Source organism: Rhizobium croatiense, assembly GCF_019793465.1.
GTDB lineage: Bacteria > Pseudomonadota > Alphaproteobacteria > Rhizobiales > Rhizobiaceae > Rhizobium > Rhizobium croatiense.
On the sequence record NZ_JAILYJ010000003.1, the window covers coordinates 207,577 to 225,487 of the forward strand.

20 protein-coding genes are annotated in these 17,911 nt (G+C 56.1%); 19 read left to right on the top strand and 1 reads right to left on the bottom strand.

Going from position 1 to position 17,911, the window contains the following annotated elements; all coding sequences use genetic code 11:
- Positions 1 to 12: 12 nt before the first annotated feature.
- Positions 13 to 801, bottom strand: coding sequence for a glycosyltransferase family 2 protein (locus K6M89_RS06625; protein ID WP_222138841.1), 789 nt, complete (start codon positions 799 to 801; stop codon positions 13 to 15).
- A gap of 251 nt (positions 802 to 1,052) precedes the next feature.
- On the opposite strand from K6M89_RS06625, the gene rfbA reads away from it, so the two are divergent.
- The 19 genes from rfbA to K6M89_RS06720 all read left to right on the top strand — a co-directional run bounded on the left by rfbA (position 1,053) and on the right by K6M89_RS06720 (position 17,904).
- Positions 1,053 to 1,964: a glucose-1-phosphate thymidylyltransferase RfbA gene (rfbA, locus tag K6M89_RS06630; protein WP_222138842.1), complete on the top strand. Its 912-nt coding sequence runs from the start codon at positions 1,053 to 1,055 to the stop codon at positions 1,962 to 1,964.
- 24 nt (positions 1,965 to 1,988) lie between these two features.
- Complete coding sequence (locus K6M89_RS06635) at positions 1,989 to 2,363, top strand: sugar 3,4-ketoisomerase (protein ID WP_096764889.1); 375 nt, start codon at positions 1,989 to 1,991, stop codon at positions 2,361 to 2,363.
- Position 2,364: 1 nt separating this feature from the next.
- On the top strand, positions 2,365 to 3,471 hold the full coding sequence (locus K6M89_RS06640; protein ID WP_222139028.1) for a DegT/DnrJ/EryC1/StrS family aminotransferase: 1,107 nt from the start codon (positions 2,365 to 2,367) through the stop codon (positions 3,469 to 3,471).
- The gene (locus tag K6M89_RS06645) at positions 3,468 to 4,343 is read left to right on the top strand and encodes an ABC transporter permease (protein ID WP_222138843.1); all 876 of its coding nucleotides are present in this window, start codon (positions 3,468 to 3,470) and stop codon (positions 4,341 to 4,343) included. Before K6M89_RS06640 ends, K6M89_RS06645 begins: the two co-directional genes overlap by 4 nt.
- Positions 4,343 to 5,662 (top strand): ABC transporter ATP-binding protein, encoded by a 1,320-nt coding sequence (locus tag K6M89_RS06650; protein WP_222138844.1) that lies wholly within the window; start codon positions 4,343 to 4,345, stop codon positions 5,660 to 5,662. Before K6M89_RS06645 ends, K6M89_RS06650 begins: the two co-directional genes overlap by 1 nt.
- Entirely contained in the window at positions 5,659 to 6,639 is a 981-nt protein-coding gene (locus K6M89_RS06655; protein WP_222138845.1) for an NAD-dependent 4,6-dehydratase LegB, read from the top strand. Before K6M89_RS06650 ends, K6M89_RS06655 begins: the two co-directional genes overlap by 4 nt.
- Complete coding sequence (locus tag K6M89_RS06660; RefSeq protein WP_222138846.1) at positions 6,632 to 7,345, top strand: sugar phosphate nucleotidyltransferase; 714 nt, start codon at positions 6,632 to 6,634, stop codon at positions 7,343 to 7,345. The genes K6M89_RS06655 and K6M89_RS06660 overlap by 8 nt, the downstream gene beginning before the upstream one ends.
- The gene (locus K6M89_RS06665) at positions 7,338 to 8,183 is read left to right on the top strand and encodes an NAD-dependent epimerase/dehydratase family protein (protein WP_222138847.1); all 846 of its coding nucleotides are present in this window, start codon (positions 7,338 to 7,340) and stop codon (positions 8,181 to 8,183) included. The genes K6M89_RS06660 and K6M89_RS06665 overlap by 8 nt, the downstream gene beginning before the upstream one ends.
- A 1-nt stretch (position 8,184) precedes the next feature.
- Positions 8,185 to 9,255 carry a radical SAM/SPASM domain-containing protein gene (locus K6M89_RS06670; RefSeq protein ID WP_222138848.1) on the top strand — a complete coding sequence of 357 codons (1,071 nt, stop codon included), beginning with the start codon at positions 8,185 to 8,187 and terminating at the stop codon, positions 9,253 to 9,255.
- Between the two features lie 73 nt (positions 9,256 to 9,328).
- Entirely contained in the window at positions 9,329 to 10,345 is a 1,017-nt protein-coding gene (locus K6M89_RS06675; protein ID WP_222138849.1) for an N-acetylneuraminate synthase family protein, read from the top strand.
- Positions 10,342 to 11,019, top strand: coding sequence for a cytidylyltransferase domain-containing protein (locus tag K6M89_RS06680; protein WP_222138850.1), 678 nt, complete (start codon positions 10,342 to 10,344; stop codon positions 11,017 to 11,019). Before K6M89_RS06675 ends, K6M89_RS06680 begins: the two co-directional genes overlap by 4 nt.
- Positions 11,001 to 11,966, top strand: coding sequence for a PseG/SpsG family protein (locus K6M89_RS06685; protein WP_222138851.1), 966 nt, complete (start codon positions 11,001 to 11,003; stop codon positions 11,964 to 11,966). Before K6M89_RS06680 ends, K6M89_RS06685 begins: the two co-directional genes overlap by 19 nt.
- The gene (locus tag K6M89_RS06690; RefSeq protein WP_222138852.1) at positions 11,963 to 12,664 is read left to right on the top strand and encodes a WbqC family protein; all 702 of its coding nucleotides are present in this window, start codon (positions 11,963 to 11,965) and stop codon (positions 12,662 to 12,664) included. Before K6M89_RS06685 ends, K6M89_RS06690 begins: the two co-directional genes overlap by 4 nt.
- Complete coding sequence (locus K6M89_RS06695) at positions 12,661 to 13,293, top strand: PIG-L deacetylase family protein (protein ID WP_088395293.1); 633 nt, start codon at positions 12,661 to 12,663, stop codon at positions 13,291 to 13,293. The genes K6M89_RS06690 and K6M89_RS06695 overlap by 4 nt, the downstream gene beginning before the upstream one ends.
- Entirely contained in the window at positions 13,278 to 14,156 is an 879-nt protein-coding gene (locus K6M89_RS06700; RefSeq protein WP_222138853.1) for a hypothetical protein, read from the top strand. The genes K6M89_RS06695 and K6M89_RS06700 overlap by 16 nt, the downstream gene beginning before the upstream one ends.
- A gap of 1 nt (position 14,157) precedes the next feature.
- Entirely contained in the window at positions 14,158 to 15,024 is an 867-nt protein-coding gene (locus tag K6M89_RS06705) for a methyltransferase, TIGR04325 family (protein ID WP_222138854.1), read from the top strand.
- A complete protein-coding gene (locus tag K6M89_RS06710; RefSeq protein ID WP_222138855.1) occupies positions 15,021 to 16,007 on the top strand; it encodes a class I SAM-dependent methyltransferase in 987 nt (328 codons plus the stop codon). Before K6M89_RS06705 ends, K6M89_RS06710 begins: the two co-directional genes overlap by 4 nt.
- Positions 16,008 to 16,021: 14 nt before the next feature.
- Positions 16,022 to 16,900: a glycosyltransferase family 2 protein gene (locus K6M89_RS06715; RefSeq protein ID WP_222138856.1), complete on the top strand. Its 879-nt coding sequence runs from the start codon at positions 16,022 to 16,024 to the stop codon at positions 16,898 to 16,900.
- Entirely contained in the window at positions 16,897 to 17,904 is a 1,008-nt protein-coding gene (locus K6M89_RS06720; RefSeq protein WP_222138857.1) for a class I SAM-dependent methyltransferase, read from the top strand. Before K6M89_RS06715 ends, K6M89_RS06720 begins: the two co-directional genes overlap by 4 nt.
- Positions 17,905 to 17,911: the final 7 nt, after the last annotated feature.

Sequence of the window (17,911 nt, forward strand, 5' to 3'; positions counted from 1 at the left end):
TGATGCGCCCTGCTATCGATTTCGTGTGAGGAACTGGCCGAGGCGGTTCACAAGCTTCGATGCCCAGAATAGAGGGGTCGAGACCCTGAAGCCGTGGTCGGCAAGCGCGCGCAGCACTTCCTTGTTCTGACGCGATATGTTCTGGACGTTTTTGTTTGTGGCGCCCCCCAGGCGCATCCTGACCAACACGCGGGGGATATAGATGGTTCTGATGCGCGCGACTTCCAGAAATCGCATCATAAGCTCGACGTCGGCTGCCAGTCGATAACGCAGATCGAACGTGCCAAACCGGTCATAGATACGACGCCGGACGTAGAATGTCGGATGCGGCGGACACCAGCCGCGTCCAAAGGAACCGGGTTCGAACGCACAGGATTTCCAATAACGGACTTTGCGGTCGGTATTCTGGTTGGAAACATAGATGAGATCGCCGTAGCAGCCGTCATATGCCTCGTCTTCCAGCGCGGCGGCCACGGTTTCGAGAGAGTCGCTGCTCTCGAAGGTGTCATCCGCATTCAAGAATCCGATAATGTCACCGCTCGCAAGACCAATCCCCTTGTTCATGGCCTCATAGATGCCACCGTCTCGTCCCGAAAGTACGCGGCGGTTCTCCGCCGGCGCCCAAGCAATGATCGCGAGTGTGGAATCGCTCGAGCCGCCGTCAATGATGATGTGCTCGAAATTGCGGTAGGTCTGAGCGTCGATCGATCGCAACGTATCGGCAATGGTCTGCTCGGCGTTCCAGCAAACAGTGATGAGGCTTATCCGGGGAGGGTGTGGATCGACAGTGTCTGCAGCCATTTTGACGGGTGTCTTGCTCATATTCAAGGGGGCGAAATCTGGCCAACCCGTAGCAGACGGAAAGGCGGCGTCGCAATCCAGTACTGCGGATTATCCTTGATCAATGCTGGATTGATGCGCGATTAGACTGTTTCCCGTCTCGGTAAGTGCATTGCATGCCGATCGATCTATCTGTAGTGAGCAGTGTCAAACAGCGATCATCATCACGAGGCTCGTGGGTGCGCGCGGATTTACGAGTTGCAGGAGGTCTCTTGTCTTCGAAGAATAAGCTGCGCAAAGGTATATTGCTCGCCGGTGGCTCAGGCACTCGGCTCCATCCCGCGACCCTCGCCATTTCGAAGCAACTTCTTCCGGTTTTTGACAAGCCGATGATCTACTATCCGCTGTCAACGCTGATGCTTGCAGGTATCCGGGATATCCTGATTATCTCGACGCCGCAGGACACCCCACGGTTTGAACAGCTGCTGGGTGACGGCGCCCAATGGGGATTGAATCTTCAATATGCCGTGCAGGCCGCGCCGGACGGAATTCCCCAGGCATTCTCGATCGGCAGGGAATTCATCGGGCGAGAGGCAACCGCCCTCGTGCTGGGAGACAATATCTTTTACGGAAACCTCCTGACCCACGATTTATCCGCGGCTTGTGCGAGATCGGACGAAGCGACGATCTTTGCGTATAAAGTCCACGATCCCGAACGGTATGGGGTGGTGGAGTTTGACGGTCAGGGCAAAGTCCTCAGCCTGGAAGAAAAGCCATCCAGGCCCCGCTCTTCTTATGCGGTGACGGGTTTATATTTCTACGACAATGACGTGGTTGACATTGCTGCCGGTTTGAAGCCATCGCCGCGCGGTGAAACCGAAATTACCGATATCAATCGGCATTATTTGTCGGCCGGCAGGCTGAACGTTGCCGTTCTGGGGAGAGGGCACGCCTGGCTCGATACGGGCACGCACGATTCGCTCCTTGAAGCCAGCCAGTTCATTGCCACCATCGAGCGGCGCCAGGGACTGAAGATTGCTTGCCCCGAAGAAATCGCCTTTCATTTGGAATACATAGATGCCGAGCAGTTGCTAAGGCTGGCCGCTCCACTTGAAAAGAGCTCTTACGGTCGATACCTCATCAGCCTGGTGAGGGAACCAGCTCCGCATTTCCCGCCCGGCTGAACCCGCAAAACTGGAAAACCAATATTGTCTGCTTTTACCCTGCTTACGTTAAAGACGATGTCCGACGGACGAGGCGCGCTGACCGTCATGGACGGAATATTGCCATTTCCGGTCGTCCGGAGCTTCTGGATCTATGGTGCCGACGGATATACACGCGGCGGCCATCGTCATCACCGGACCCGGCAGGCGTTGGTGGCGATTTCGGGAAGCGTGATGGTTTTGATGGACGATGGAAAAGCCAGGGAAGAGATCACCTTGTCGTCACCGGACCAGTGCCTCCTGGTAGAGCCAAGGGACTGGCACGAAATGACCTTCGGTCCCGGTTCGATCCTGCTCGTTTTTGCCTCTCACGGGTATGATAAGGACGACTACATCGACACCCCCTATGAACGGCCCTGAGATGATTGAGTATGAAAGTCTTGCGCAGGCCAACCGCGCGCTAATGGAAGAGTTGGAGGCGGTTGCATCCCGCGTCATTCGCTCCGGTTGGTACATACTTGGGAATGAGGTCTCCTCATTCGAAGCCGAATTCGCCGCCTTTGCGGAAAGCAAACATTGCATCGGCGTGGCCAATGGCCTGGATGCGCTGATCCTGTCGATCGAAGCGCTCGACCTGGCGAAGGGCAGCGAAATAATGGTTGCCTCCAACACCTATATAGCCACCATACTGGCAATTCTTCGCGCCGGCCACAAACCCGTTCTGGTGGAGCCGGAACGCGAAACGTTCAATATTGATCCGGAGCGACTTCCCGCGGCGCTGACACGCAACACGCGGGCAATATGTGTGACGCATCTTTTCGGCAAGGCCTGCCGGATGACGGAGATCACAGCATTTGCGCGCGAGCATGGCTTGCAGGTGATCGAGGATTGCGCCCAGTCTCACGGCGCGCGCTATGACGGCAAGCTGACGGGAACCTTTGGAATTGCCGGCTGCTTCAGCTTCTATCCGACCAAGAACCTCGGCGCCCTGGGAGATGCTGGCGCGATCGTCACGGACGATGATGCGTTCGCCGATCGCCTCAGGCATATGCGCAATTATGGTTCGAAGAAAAAGTACGAAAACGTCTATGTCGGCGTGAATTCCAGGCTTGATGAAATGCAGGCGGCATTCCTGCGGGTCAAACTGCGTCACCTCGAGCAGGTGACTGCACATAAGCGGGCATTGGCCGATATCTATTTTGCCAACCTGCCCAAATGGCTCGCGCAACCGCTTCGTCGATCTGCCGAGTATGACGTATTTCATATCTTCGGGATACGTCACCCGGCCCGCGACGAGTTGCGCCAATGGCTGCTCGATAACGGGGTCAAGACCGAGGTGCATTATCCGATACCGCCGCATCGGCAGAAGGCGATGCAAGGCATTCTTTCCGGCGATTACCCCATTGCCGATGAACTGCATGCCACCGAGCTCAGCCTGCCTATATCGGCGGGGCATAGCAACGACGAAATCGAGCGCGTCTGCAGATTGCTTGCCACGCTCCCGGAAAAGCTGAAGTTGGCGGCATGACAGAGCACCTGAAGGGATCGGCCTCCGCACACGAGGAAGATTGGGATATCATTATCAAGCCATCAAAGGGCAGCGCACCGGATCTTAGGCTCGTCTGGCGCTATCGCGATCTCATCTGGATGTTCTTCAAGCGGGATTTCACGACATTTTACAAGCAAACCGTTTTGGGGCCGGTCTGGTACATCATTCAACCGTCATTGACGGCCATGACCTATTATGTCGTGTTCGGAAAGATAGCCAATCTTTCCACGGATGGCCTTCCGCCTTTCTTGTTCTACATGTCGGGCACGATCATCTGGAGTTACTTTGCTGCGTGCCTGACCAATAATTCCGAAGTCTTCTCCAAGAATGCCAATCTTTTCGGAAAGGTTTATTTCCCCAGGCTTGTGGTGCCGCTATCCGTCGCGATGAGCGGCCTTGTCGCGTTTGCGATCCAGTTCCTGCTGTTGCTGATAGTCGCCTTCGGCATCAAGTTCGCGTATCCAGACCTGGCATTGAGCTATCGGTTTCTGTTTTTGACGCCACTGATATTGCTCTACATTGCGGTGCTGGGTGTGGGCGCCGGGCTCGTCGTATCTGCCCTCACGGTTCGTTTCCGCGATCTCGTCTACGCCGTCGGATTTATGACGCAGCTCTGGATGTATGCGACTCCGATCGTATATCCATTCAGCCAAATCCCTGAGCAATATCATTGGTTCTATTATCTCAATCCAATGACGATGCCGGTTCAGACCTTCCGCTGGGCGCTATTTGACGTTTCTGCTTTGCCTGTCGGTCTCTATCTTGCCAATCTGGCAGTGACCGTTGCGATCACCCTATGCGGCCTGGCACTTTTCTCGCGTGCGGAAGCCAACGCGATGGATACCGTCTGATGAACGATGTCGTTATTCGAGCTGAGCATGTCAGCAAGCTATATCGTCTCGGCGTGATCAACCACGGCACCCTTTATCGTGATCTTCAGAGTTGGTGGGCGAAGTGGCGCAATCTCCCCGACCCGAATGTTTCGGTATCAGACTTTACGTCTGACCGGGGCAGACAGGCGCGGCTGAAGGGCGACATCTTCTATGCACTTGATGATGTTTCCTTCGAGGTCGGGCATGGCGAGATCGTCGGAATTATCGGCAGGAACGGAGCCGGAAAATCCACGCTGCTAAAAGTAATGTCACGTATCACCATGCCCAATTCGGGTTTCATCGGTATTCGGGGCAGAATTGCCAGCCTGCTTGAGGTTGGCACCGGATTTCATCCAGAGCTCACCGGTCGAGAGAACGTCTATCTCAACGGCGCCATCCTTGGCATGAGTCGTGCGGAGGTCAGATCTAAATTCGAGGAGATCGTCGAATTTGCCGAAATCGGTGAATTTATCGACACGCCGGTGAAGCGATATTCCTCTGGAATGTACGTTCGTCTGGCTTTCTCCGTGGCGGCGCATCTTGAGCCGGAAATTCTCCTGGTCGACGAGGTCCTGGCCGTCGGCGACGTCAACTTCCAGAACAAATGTATGGGCCGCATGCAGGAGGTGACGAAGGCTGGCCGAACGATCATCTTCGTCAGCCACAATATGACCGCGATAAGCAGCATCTGCCCGAAGTCGATTTTGATGGCCGATGGCAAGGTCGCGGCAATGGGCGATACTGCAGATGTGATAAAAGCCTATCTCGATCGCCCTGAATTCGGCGGCACGGCGACTTACGCGGTCAATCCCGAGGACGTCGACGGGAAGGCGGTCATATGCCGTGTCGCAGTCCTGAACGAGAAGGACGAGGTTTCGGGAACGCTGGAACTGTCGAAGGGATTCTCCGTCGAGGTCGAGTACGAGTTGAGGGAGCCTCTTTCCGGCCTCTCGGTCGGGATGCAGGTCATGATGGAGGATGGCTATACTCCCCTCGTCAGCCTTTCCGATCCCGAGCTCGACATTGGGCGCTTGGAGACCCGGCCGGCCGGCTACTATCGAGCCCGTGTCAGGTTTCCCGGGCTTCTCCTCAACACAGGCACCTTCTACCTGCGACTCGGCATATCGAGTCGCTTCTCGATATATTCCGTCGCCGAGGGTATTCGGTTTGACGTGGAGGACAATGTCGGAATTATCCAGATGCTCGGTCAACAGCGGAAGCCGTCGATTTCGGCGATACAGTTGCCTTGGGAGGTTGAGAAGGTCTTCCAGCGCGATTCTGAAGGTGTTTTGAAATGAAGAAGGCGCTTGTCACCGGAGCAGATGGGTTCATCGGCTCTCATCTTGTCGAGACGCTGGTCAGATCGGGCGTCGAAGTCCGCGCGCTCTGCCAGTACAACTCGTTTTCCAGCTGGGGCTGGCTCGATCAGTCCGAATACCGCGGCAAATTCGAGGTGATCCTCGGAGACGTCCGCGATCCCTCGCAGATGCGCTCCGTCGCCAAAGGCGTCGACACGATCTTTCACCTCGCAGCTCTGATCGCGATTCCCTATTCCTATCAGGCTCCCTCAAGCTACGTTGACACCAATGTGCATGGGACGCTGAACGTCCTGCAAGGAGCCCTCGACGCCGGCGTCGGAAGAGTGATCCAGACCTCGACGAGCGAAGTCTACGGCACGGCGCGTTTTGTGCCGATCAGCGAAAGCCATCCCCTGCAGGCGCAGTCGCCCTATTCGGCGTCCAAAATCGGCGCCGACGCGATTGCCTACAGCTATCATTCGAGCTTCGATCTGCCGGTGACGATCGCACGGCCTTTCAACACGTACGGACCGAGACAATCGGCGAGAGCAGTTATTCCGACGGTGATCTCACAGCTTCTCAGCGGACGGACGACGCTGAAACTTGGGGCGCTCTCACCCACGCGGGATTTCAACTTCGTTCAGGATACGTGTGACGGTTTTCTCGCCCTCGCGGCCTGCGACGAAGCCGTCGGCCAGACGGTCAATATCGGCTCCGGCAGCGAGATATCGATCGGCGATACCGTTCGGCTGATCGCAGACATCATCGGCGTCAGCGTGGAGATCGAATGCGACGAACAGCGGTTGCGTCCTGTAAACAGCGAAGTGGAACGTTTGTGCTGCGACAACAGCCTGATCAAGTCTCTGACGGGATTTTCGTCCCGCTATAGCTTGGAAGAAGGTCTGAAGGCGACCGTCGAATGGCTGCGTCAGCCGCAGAATCTGGCGAGATACAAGGCGGATATCTTCAATGTCTAGACGCGCGGTCATTCTGGCGGGCGGAATGGGAACGCGGCTGCGGCCTTACACCGTCGTGCTTCCAAAGCCGCTGATGCCGATCGGCGACTATCCCATTCTCGAGGTCATCATCCGTCAGCTGATAGCAGGTGGCTTTCAGCACATAACGCTTGCCGTCAACCACCAGGCCGAGCTGATCAAGGCGTTTTTCCAGGATGGCGACAAATGGGGCGTGCGCATCGATTATTCGCTCGAGGACGAACCGCTTGGCACCATGGGACCGCTGCGGCTGATCAAGGATCTGCCGGAGAATTTCCTTGTCATGAACGGGGATATTCTCACCGACCTGAACTATGCCGATTTTCATGACGCGCATGTCCGCGACGGGAATATATTCACGATTTCGTCCAAGACACGCCAGCATCGCATCGATTACGGCGTTCTCGACACCAGCGAGAGTGGGCTGCTGACCGGGTTTCGCGAGAAGCCGACGGCTGAATACAAGGTCAGCATGGGCGTCTATATGGTGTCGTCGGGAGCCGTCGAACACATACCGCAACGCGGCGCCTACGGCTTTGACCAGTTGATGCTCGATCTTCTAGCGGTAGGAAAGCCGGCCACTGTTCGCGATTTTGCGGGCTATTGGCTCGATATCGGACGCCCTGACGATTATGCCTTGGCGATCGAGCAGTTCGAAACCATGCAGTCCAGGTTCTTGAATGGTTGATGCCATCGTCACCGGTGCTGGCGGCTTTCTCGGGAAGCGTCTGGTTGAGCGGCTTAAACAGGCCGGCGTCGATGTGCTTGCGGTTGACCGAACGCATGGTGATATAAGCGGAGAGGGGATGTGGCAGGAGCTTCCCGCTGCCGGCACGCTGTTTCATCTGGCAGGCAGGACATTCGTTCCCGACAGTTGGACGCAAGGCCCGAGCTTCATGGCCGCCAATGTTCTCGGTACGCAGCATGCTCTGAACTGGTGCAAGCGGCACAAGGCCAAGCTCGTATTCGCAAGCGCCTATGTGTATGGAGTGCCGGAGCGACTGCCGATCCAGGAAAGCGATCCGGTCAGGCCGAATAACCCTTATGCGCTTTCCAAGCATCTTGCCGAACAACTCTGTGAGTTCGCTGCCACACATGAGCAAATACCGGTCGTGGTATTGCGCCTTTTCAATATATATGGGGCTGGGCAGCGCCCGGAGTTCCTGATACCGACACTTCTGAACCGGATACGGGCGAAGCAGGACATACAGGTCATGGACCTCAGTCCGCGGCGGGACTACGTCTTCGTTGACGATGTCCTGAGTGCCTTCGCCAAGGCCATGGACGTTCCGGAAGGTTACCACTGCATCAATATCGGCTCCGGCAGGTCGTATTCGGTGCAGGAAATAATCGATATCTTGCAAGAGGCCGCCGGCACTGCTCTACCTGTAGTGTCATCTTGCGCCGTTCGGCGGAATGAAATACCTGACGTGCGGGCCGATATTACAAGGGCTCGCGCTGTTCTTGGATGGCGGCCGGAATGGGATCTGCCGGCCGGCATCCGCGAACTGATGAAGGAGTCGTAAATTGAACGAGCGTTACGTTCCGATCAACAAAGGCAACTACTCGATGGACACGGACGAGCGCGAAGCCGCGTTCGACAGATACCGTGGCGAGGGTTGGGAAGCCGAATACGCGGATTACCGTCGCAAGTGGTCGGAATATGCCCTGAACCAGCAGGTTTCGGATTATCCGCTGCTGGTTGATCTCGAGCTGGCCTCGATCTGCAATCTGCGCTGCCCGATGTGCTATACGATCAGCGACGAGTTCAAGAAGAGCGTCAACACCACCCGGATGGACTGGGACCTCTACTGCCGCATTATCGACGAGATTGGCGGCAAGGTTCCGGCGATCCGCCTGTCGCTGCGCGGCGAAGCCACCCTGCACAAGCGCTTCGCCGACTGCGTGCGCTATGCCAAAGACCACGGCATCAAGGAAGTCTCGACACTCACGCACGGCTTCAAGCTCAACAGAGACTATTTCGCCCAGCTTGTCGATGCCGGGATCGACTGGATCACCGTTTCGATCGACGGCACCGGTGAGACCTACGAGAAGATACGCAAGCCGATCAAGTTCGAAGCCCTGCTCGACAAGATCAAAGACATAAAGAAATACAAAGACGAGCGCGGTCTCCACCGTCCTGTTATCAAGGTACAGGGCATCTGGCCGGCGATCCGCGAAAACCCCGATCTCTATTACGATACCTTTGCGCCCCACGTGGATCTGGTCGCCTTCAATCCGCTGATCGATTACCTCGGCAACGATTCAGACATCGCCTATCTCGACAACTTCACCTGCCCGCAGCAATACCAGCGCCTGGTGATCGGTGCCGACGGATTGGTCATGAAGTGCTCGAACGACGAAGAAAATCGCGAGGTTATCGGCGACGCGAACACCGAAACCGTGCATCAGATATGGCACGGGGAAAAAATGAACGCCGTCCGTGCTCTGCACAAGGAACCGCAGGGCTTCCTGAAGAGCGATGTCTGCCGCAGGTGCTACCTGCCGAGAGAGACCAACGACGAAACCGCACAGATTTGCGGCAGACAGGTCATTGTCCGGAATTACGTCGACCGGAACCAGGAAATCGGGCGATAGACGGCAGATTGGGCCGCGGCATCCACCAGGACGCCAGGTAATTTTGCCGCTCGTGAATTACAGGGAGTGACGAATGTTCCGCAACTACCGGCCTGATCGCTGCTATATCATAGCCGAGATCGGCGGCAACTTTACGACGTTTGATCAGGCAAAGCGCCTGATCGACGAGGCAAAGGCGTCAGGGGTGGATGCCGTCAAACTCCAGACCTATCGGGCCGAAACATTGTCGAGCCGGAATGCCATGTTCGATATGGAAAACACCGGCGTTACCTCGCAATTCGAGCTTTTCCGTAAATATGAAATCGGACACGAGCTTCATGAAGCGGTTTTCCGCTATGCGGAGGAGCATGGGCTGGACTGGTTTTCGTCACCGTCCCACGAAACCGATGTCGACCTGCTCGAGAAGTGTGGAGTTGGCGCCCACAAGGTCGGTTCGGACGATGCGGTCAACATCCCCTTTCTCCGCTATCTGGCAAAAACGGGTAAGCCCATTATCCTGTCGACGGGGATGTCGACGCTCGAAGAAGTTCGGGAATCCGTCGCAGCAATCAAGGAAGCCGGCAACGACAAGCTCATTCTGCTGCATGCGATTACAAGCTATCCCACGCATCCGGAAAATGTGAACCTGGGCGCAATGCAAACGATGATGGAGGTCTTTCCGGATCTCGACGTTGGCTATTCCGACCATACATTGAACCCTGTCGCAAGCCTTTGTGCGGTCGCAATGGGGGCCCGCGTCATCGAGCGGCATTTCACCTACGACAAGGCCGCCGACGGTCCTGATCATATGCTTTCGGCTGATCCAGCGGAGATGAAATGGCTTGTGGATGCGATACGCGCGTTCGAGATCATGAAAGGCAGTGGCCGCAAGGAGCCGGCTGCAAGCGAGGCGACCACCAGGCTGAACAACCGCAAGAGCGTCGTTCTCAATCGACCGCTCAAAGCCGGTGATGTCATCTCCGCCGGTGACATCTCGGTGAAGCGGCCGGGGACGGGGATCGAGCCCAAACATCTCGAAACTCTCGCCGGGCGACGGGTGATCAGGGATCTCGACGGCGACGCCGTCCTGCAGTGGAGCGATCTGGCGTGACGCTTGGGATCATCATCCAGGCGCGGATGGGATCGACGCGGCTACCTGGAAAAGTCCTTCGCGACATTTCCGGCAAGCCCCTGCTCGGGCATGCTCTTGGCAGGCTTCAGATGTTGAAGCGGCCGGCCAAAGTCGTCGTTGCGACATCATCGGCCGGCGAGAACGATGTTATCGAAGCCTGGTGCCTCGAGCACGGCGTAAGCTGCTTTCGCGGCGACGAAGCCGATGTTCTCGATCGCTATTTCCAATGTGCAAGGTCGCTTGGAATGTCTGATATCGTGCGATTGACCGCCGATAATCCGTTCACTGATATCGAGGAACTGGAGAGGCTGATCGACCTGCACCAGAAGCAGGGATTCGACTACACGCACGCGTTCGGCCAGTTGCCGATTGGCGTCGGCGCCGAGATATTTACGTTCGAAGCCCTGTCGCGCAGTCATCGCGAGGGAAAGCTGCCGCACCATCGCGAACATGTGAACGAATACTTCACCGATCGGCCCGAGCTCTTCAAGATCGGCCAGCTCGATATTCCCTCGGCCAAAGTCTCTCCGAACCTGCGCCTGACGGTGGATACCGAGGAAGACTGGAGACGTGCTTGTGCGCTCGCCGCGCAGGCGGGGGGTACCTGGCTTGGGACAGAGGAAGCGATCAGACTATGTTCGTCTTCTGCATAGAGAGTTCGCATGCACGCGGCATGGGGCATTTGTTTCGGTCGTTGACGCTCGCCACCGAACTGCGTTCGCGCGGTCATTTGGTGCGTTTCCTGGCGAATGATCATCCGAATTCGCTGAGAATCATTCGGGAGCGCGGCTTTGATGTCGCGCTTTACGATCTCGCCGCCGTCACAGGATGGGAGGATGCTTTCGTCGACCCCGCCGGTCCGTCACCGATCTGGATCAATGACCGTCTGAATACGCGGCGATCTCACAGCGAAACGATCAAGGGTTTGGGCGCCAAACTCGTCACTTTTGATGATCGCGGCGACGGCGCGGAACTCGCCGACGTCAACATCTGCGCTCTCCTTTTCGAAAAGACGGAGGATCTAAGGGGCAAGGATGTGAGGCCGGGGGTGGAGTACATGATACTCAACCCTGAAATAGAGAGATATCGCAGAGTGCGGCAAGGCCTTGCATCGATACTCGTCACGCTCGGGGGCGCCGATACCTATGGCGTCACGGTCCGCGTCGCCAAATGGCTGAGCAGCAAGCCTTTTCCGGTCACCATCGTCACGGGCCCAAGCTTCCAGCACATGGGGGAGCTTGAAGAGGTCGTCTCGACATCCGCGCCGGACCGGTTCAAACTGCTGAGCCAGGTGCCCTCGCTTGCGGCAGAGATGTATCGGCACGACCTGGCGATTACCGGTGGCGGCGTTACGCCCTTCGAAGCCTGTGCGGCCGGCCTGCCCTGCGTGGTGATCGCCAATGAACCTTTCGAAATCCCGGTCGGCCGGGCTCTTGAACAATTGGGGGCAGCATTCTTTGCCGGACATCACTCCGCATTCGATCTCGGCATCCTGGAAAAGCCGATCCCCATCAGGACCATGAGCCAGACGGCCATGACCAAGGTCGACCTCGGCGGGGTCGGCCGCGTTGCCGATTTGCTGGAAAGACTGGCTGCATGACCATGACAGCGGTTATTCATCAGCCGGATTTCGCTTCATATCTCGGCTTTTTTCAGCGTTTCCTCAACGCCGACCTCTACATCGTTCTGGATCACGTTCAGTTCGTCCATGGCACGAGCAAGAGCTGGACGCATCGTGACAAGATAAAGACGGCACAAGGCGACCGCTGGCTCACCGTCGGAATCAGGAAGCCGACTTTCGGCACGCCGATCAACGAGGTGGAATTGGCGCCGGGCAGCGGTTGGATCGACCAGAACCTTTCCCTGCTTCGGGAAAACTATCGGAAGTCCGCCGGTTGGAGCGAGGTGTTTCCGCGCATCGAGGCTCTCTACGGCAAGCGGTTCGATCTGCTGGCCGATTTCAACATGCATTTCCTCGACGGCATCCTGGATATGCTTCAAATCACGATGCCGACAGTGCGGTCGAGCACCTTAAGCCCGGAGGGGCATAAGAACGAATTGCTTATCGAACTGCTGCGCAAGGTGGGAGCAACACGTTATCTCTCGGGACTCGGCGCGCGCGGCTATATGCAGCCGGAACTATTCGAGGCAGCCGGAATCGAAATAGAATGGCAGCATTTCGTCCATCCAGTTTATCCACAGCCGTTCGGCGAATTCATGCCCTATCTCAGTATCCTCGACACACTGCTGAATTGTGGTATTGCAGGCACGCGTGACCTGCTCTGGAGTTGCAAATGAATATTCTCGCGATCGGTGCCCATTTTGACGACGTGGAACTAGGCTGTGGCGGTGCATTGGCACGCCATGCGGCAAACGGCGACACGGTTTACGTCTATGTTGCAACCGTATCCGGTTTTTCCAATCAGTATGACCAGTCCGTCCGCAGCAGCCAGGTCGCCAGAGCCGAAGCGGATGCCGCGATGGAAATTCTCGGCGTCCACAAGATGTTTTGCGGCGAGTTCAAGACGCTGCAGATCGAATTCGTCGATCCGCTGAATATCGAGATCCTCAAGCTAGTGCAGGACCTGAAGATCGACATGGTCTACACCCACTGGGTCGGAGACATTCACCACGACCATCTTGCCTTGTCGCGGGCATCGCTGCACAGCTGCCGCCATGTGCCGCGCCTTCTGATGTATCGCAGCAACTGGTATCATTCGACGGTCGATTTCCGGGGGAATTTCTACGTCGACATCACCTCTCACTGGGAGCAGAAGGAAAAGGCGATCCTTGCCCATGAATCCGAAATGGAGCGCACAGGACGGAAATGGGTGAGCTTCTTCCGCAATGAAGCCGAGAACGCCGGCCAGCGCATCGGTGTAAAATATGCCGAAGTCTTCGAGGTGGTGAAGTGGCTGCAGCCTTGAGAAAGGTCATCACCTTCGCCTCCATGCTGCTTCCATATGGTGTGCATGAGTTGAGGCGCAGGCACCGACAGCGTATCGAACTCTCGGAACCCATATTGCGGGCTTTGAAGGCCAATCGGGAACTGGCGGGATGCCACCGAGGCCAGCGCTGCTTTGTCTTGGCCAACGGGCCGAGCGTGAAGGCTCTGGATCTGACGGCGCTTGAGGGAGAAACGGTAATAAGCGTGTCGAATGGCTATCTTCATGCCGACTTTATGCGCTTCGCACCGAAGTATCACGTAGTTCCGCAGATTACCTATGGCACGATGACCGAGGATCAGGTTGCACGCTGGTTCGCCGAGATGCACGAAAATCTGGGCGAGGCAGAGCTGTTTCTAAACGAAACGGAAGCTCAGATTGTCGCGGAGCGTAAGCTGTTTGCCGGCCGGAAAGTGCGTTACGTGGCCCTTCGGACGAATTTCGACGAAATCGGCGATACTTCGATCATCGATGTCGCAAAGCCGATACCGCGCGTCGATTCCGTGCCGGTCTTGGCCTTGATGATCGCCATGCATATGGGCTTCAAGAGTATCGTCCTGCTCGGCGCCGATCACGACAGCTGGCGGAGCGGATATTATACATATGCCTTCGATTTGAAGACGCAAGCCGGCACGGATTTCTCGGTAACGTCCGATGGGAGGATCCTGTCTCCGAACTACGATACATTTCAAAGCCTTGCGCGCCTCTGGCGTCAATATCGGCGGCTAGGAATGATCGCATCCGCCAATGGCGTCCGGATAATAAATGGAGGCGTCGGGGGTGAGCTCGACGAGTTCGAAAGGATTCCTCTGAACCTGCTGCTCTCGCAAGACAAGGTGCGGTGATATGCGCGCTCGTCTTTTTTCGCTGGTGCGCCGCTTTCTCAAGCCCCAGAAACCGATTGGCTCGCAAACCCAGACCGGCTACATCGGCGAATTTATCACCTGGGAAGAGGCAAAGGCGGGTTCGCCTGGCTATTCAGACCCGGACATCGCTCAAAGAGTGGCTTATGGCACGATCGAAGTCCTGAATGGACGCAAGGCCTACGAGCGGGATTCGATTACGTTCGAGACAAGGCAATATGCCTTCCCGATCGCAACTGCTCTTTTATGGGCTTCACATGCGCGGGGGGCGCTCAATGTCCTTGATTTCGGAGGAGGGCTTGGGACGACCTATTTCCAGAACAGACCATTCCTACAGGCTGTCCCTCGCGTGAACTGGGTGATCATCGAGCAACAGACATTTGTTGAACAGGGAAAACATCTATTCCGAGATAGCCAAGTCAGCTTCTATTCTGATATGCGCGAAGGCTTGGCGAAGGAGAGCCCGGACATAGTCCTTTTCTCTAGTTCCCTCCAATATGTCGAGAGGCCTTACGATATGCTGGAGGCCGTGAAAGCCTCAAAGGTTCCGATGGTCGTGTTTGACAGAACGTTGTTTTCGAGCCGCCCACAAGACGTTCTCACGCGCCAATATGTATCGGCTGATATATTTTCGGCCGTCATCCCGACCTGGATTTTCAGCGAAGCCAAATTTCTCAATTTTATGGCGTCGAGCTACACGCTCGTTTCCAAATTTCCAGCGTCCTGTTCCACGGTCGAAAATGATCGAGAAAATCGGAACCTGCAAGAATCCGGTTATTTGTTCGTGCTGAACGGATCGGAATACGATAGCGCGCTGCAGTCGCCCGTAATCAGCGAGAATTTACAATGAGCTCTTTGGAAAAGCACCCCCAATCCTGCCCTTTGTGTGCGGGAAGGCAAATCGGATTGCATCGCTGGTTCGATGTGGACGCATTGAAAGCCGATTGGCAGAAGGGGTTTGGCTTCGAACCCTTCAGCCGGCTTGGCATCGCGGGCGTAGCGCATCAGTTTCGGTGTTTCGACTGTGACCTGAGATTTTTTGATCCGGCAACCGAGCTGGCTGGGGACGGGCAGTTCTACAACGAACTTTCGAGCCGTTTTTCCTGGTACTACGAGAAGGACAAGTGGGAATTCGACGTCGCGGCGGAAATTCTCGCCGGCCTCGATGGGATAAAGAAGGTGTTGGAGGTTGGCTGCGGCCAGGGCCATTTCCTCGTTCGAATCAAGAATCGTTACGAGGTGAAGGGCCTGGAATTCAATCCTCAGGCGATTGCCGATTGTAAAGCCATTGGCCTCGATGTCACGAGCGACGAGATGGCGACGCTGGGCGAAGGTAGTTTCGACATCGTTTCGGCGTTCGAGGTGCTGGAGCATTTGCCTGCGCCACGTGAATTCATCGAACAGTCCTTGAGGCTTTTGCGACCCGGCGGCTACCTATTGTTCGCAGTGCCTGATCCGGAAGGATATTTCACGGAAGCAGAAAAAGTCCTTCTTGATATGCCTCCCCACCATGTAATGGGCTTTTCCAAGAAAGCGTTCAAAAACATGGAGGCTTTGTTCTCTCTTAAGTTGGAACAGGTCCATCAAGAGCCTCTTCGCTTCGCCCACTACAGATCCTATTTGGGTAATTTCCTTGCTCCTCCGCCTCCGCCGAGGAAGCCGAGCTTTCTCGATCGCGTGCTTTATCGATTGTTCGGCTACCAGAATGAGCGTGACGTCGAGCTAAAGAGGCTTGGGGGGAAGATTGTGGAAATGCAAATGGCAACGTCTTTTCAAAACGCCAAAGACAAACTGGTCGGTCAAACGCATCTTGTCTTGCTTCAGAAGCAATAGGTGCCCGCACTGCAATGATCGTATTTGTCCTGATACCGGTTTTCAATCGTCTCGAACACACAAGGCGTGTGATCGCTTCCCTGCGTGCTCAGAGCATAGCAGACAAATTGAGAATCATAGTCGTCAACGACGGCTCGACCGATGGAACGGCGGAATACCTGCAGTCGCAGCATGACGTCGTCGAAATACGAGGCGACGGCAACCTTTGGTGGGGCGGCGCGATCGAGCAAGGACTGAAACACGTACTGCCGTCCTGTGGGGCGGAGGATTATATCCTGTTTCTGAATAATGATACGTGGTTTGGCGATCATTATATAGAAACTTTGGTGCAAACGTCCAAGGAAAATGGCGAGGCCGCAGTCGGAAGCGTTATCCATGAGGAGGGCCGGGACCCGCCTCTTGTCAGCATCGGGGCCAAGGTCAACGTCAACAGGCTTGCCGTGTGGGACTTACTCTCGGAGTTGAGTGAGACGGAAAAGCGGTCGCCCAACAGGCAGTATCGCGTTGACGCACTGAGTGGTCGAGGAACGCTCTACCCTGCCGGCCTGTTCAAGAAATATGGCGGCATGCGTCCGTCCCTGCTGCCGCACTACATGGCTGACTATGAAATTGCCATGCGCTTCGCACGTGCGGGCGTACCACTGGTTGTCAGCAGCGAGGCAATCGTTTATTCGCCTCCGGTATATGGAAACGACGCGTCCAGCCTTTCCTGGCGGAAGCGTTTGTTTGGCAGGCGTTCGGCGCACAACGTGTTTCAGCGTCTTATTTTTTACTCGCTTGTCGGGTCGCCGCTACAACGCATTACTGCGCCACTTCGCATGGCGTATTTCTCGTGCAGTCGCACGTTTTCGACGTGGAGGTTACTGGCGAAACGAAAGGAAGGAACGATATGAGCGGCGGCCAGCATCAGCAGTGCATCGCATGTGGATCGAAGATGCGAACCTTTATCGAGCGCATCAGCGATGACCGATATGGCTGCCCGGGCGTCTACTCGATAGACCGGTGTGTTTCCTGTGGTCACATGTCGACGACGCCGCGGCTGACGGAAGAGGATCTCCCCGCGCTCTATAGCAACTACTATCCACGCCGGGAGATCGATTTCGATGCGCTGGAAAGAGAGGCTGCTTTGGTCGAGAAGCCTCTTGCCGGATTCCGCCGGTGGATGGCCGGAACCGACAACCAAGGACATTATCTCGCCAAGCCGGGGCAGAAGGTCCTGGATATCGGCTGCGGTTCGTGTCTCTCTCTTCTGGAGATGCGCAAGCTTGGCGTGGAATGCTGGGGTATCGAGGCTGATCCGAACGTTCGTACGATAGCCGAAAAATATGCTCTGCGCGTTCATATCGGCAACATCTATGACGTGCCTTTCGCAGATCAGAAATTCGATCTGATCGTGCTCAATCAAGTCATCGAACATGTTCCCGATCCGCTTGCCATGCTGGCGGCCCTCAAGGCCCGTCTCAATCAAGACGGACGCGTCGTGTTGGCTTTCCCGAATACCGGCTCCTTTCATCGCAAGCTCTGGAAGTTGCGTTGGATAAACTGGCACATTCCGTACCATCAGAACCATTTCAACCGAACGTCCTTTGCGTTGCTTGCGCGAAAATCCGGTTACGACGTCGAGCGCATCAGAACGATCACCCCCAATTTGTGGTCGGTGCTGCAAATAAGAACGTCGCAGGAGCAGCGGCAAGAGGGCAAAGCCTCCAATACCTGGTCGGAAAGCGGCAGTTCTCAGACGCCCCCGAGTTTTGTCCGAAAGCTCCGTAACGCCGCAGCTTCGCGCAGCGCACGGCTTGCCGGCGTCATGATGGGGTTCGTAAACCGTACTCTTGATGTCATGGGGCAGGGCGATAGTCTCTTGGTAGAACTCCGGCTCTCCGCGTCAAGGAACTAGGATCTAG

Excerpts from the sequence above, each read along its gene's own strand:
- K6M89_RS06645 (WP_222138843.1), top strand. The coding sequence starts at position 3,468 with ATGACAGAGCACCTGAAGGGATCGGCCTCCGCACACGAGGAAGATTGG.
- K6M89_RS06625 (WP_222138841.1), bottom strand. The coding sequence starts at position 801 with ATGGCTGCAGACACTGTCGATCCACACCCTCCCCGGATAAGCCTCATC.
- K6M89_RS06675 (WP_222138849.1), top strand. The coding sequence starts at position 9,329 with ATGTTCCGCAACTACCGGCCTGATCGCTGCTATATCATAGCCGAGATC.
- K6M89_RS06665 (WP_222138847.1), top strand. The coding sequence starts at position 7,338 with ATGGTTGATGCCATCGTCACCGGTGCTGGCGGCTTTCTCGGGAAGCGT.
- K6M89_RS06710 (WP_222138855.1), top strand. The coding sequence starts at position 15,021 with ATGAGCTCTTTGGAAAAGCACCCCCAATCCTGCCCTTTGTGTGCGGGA.
- K6M89_RS06660 (WP_222138846.1), top strand. The coding sequence starts at position 6,632 with ATGTCTAGACGCGCGGTCATTCTGGCGGGCGGAATGGGAACGCGGCTG.
- K6M89_RS06655 (WP_222138845.1), top strand. The coding sequence starts at position 5,659 with ATGAAGAAGGCGCTTGTCACCGGAGCAGATGGGTTCATCGGCTCTCAT.
- K6M89_RS06705 (WP_222138854.1), top strand. The coding sequence starts at position 14,158 with ATGCGCGCTCGTCTTTTTTCGCTGGTGCGCCGCTTTCTCAAGCCCCAG.
- K6M89_RS06685 (WP_222138851.1), top strand. The coding sequence starts at position 11,001 with ATGTTCGTCTTCTGCATAGAGAGTTCGCATGCACGCGGCATGGGGCAT.
- K6M89_RS06695 (WP_088395293.1), top strand. The coding sequence starts at position 12,661 with ATGAATATTCTCGCGATCGGTGCCCATTTTGACGACGTGGAACTAGGC.
- K6M89_RS06640 (WP_222139028.1), top strand. The coding sequence starts at position 2,365 with ATGATTGAGTATGAAAGTCTTGCGCAGGCCAACCGCGCGCTAATGGAA.
- K6M89_RS06720 (WP_222138857.1), top strand. The coding sequence starts at position 16,897 with ATGAGCGGCGGCCAGCATCAGCAGTGCATCGCATGTGGATCGAAGATG.
- K6M89_RS06715 (WP_222138856.1), top strand. The coding sequence starts at position 16,022 with ATGATCGTATTTGTCCTGATACCGGTTTTCAATCGTCTCGAACACACA.
- K6M89_RS06650 (WP_222138844.1), top strand. The coding sequence starts at position 4,343 with ATGAACGATGTCGTTATTCGAGCTGAGCATGTCAGCAAGCTATATCGT.
- K6M89_RS06690 (WP_222138852.1), top strand. The coding sequence starts at position 11,963 with ATGACCATGACAGCGGTTATTCATCAGCCGGATTTCGCTTCATATCTC.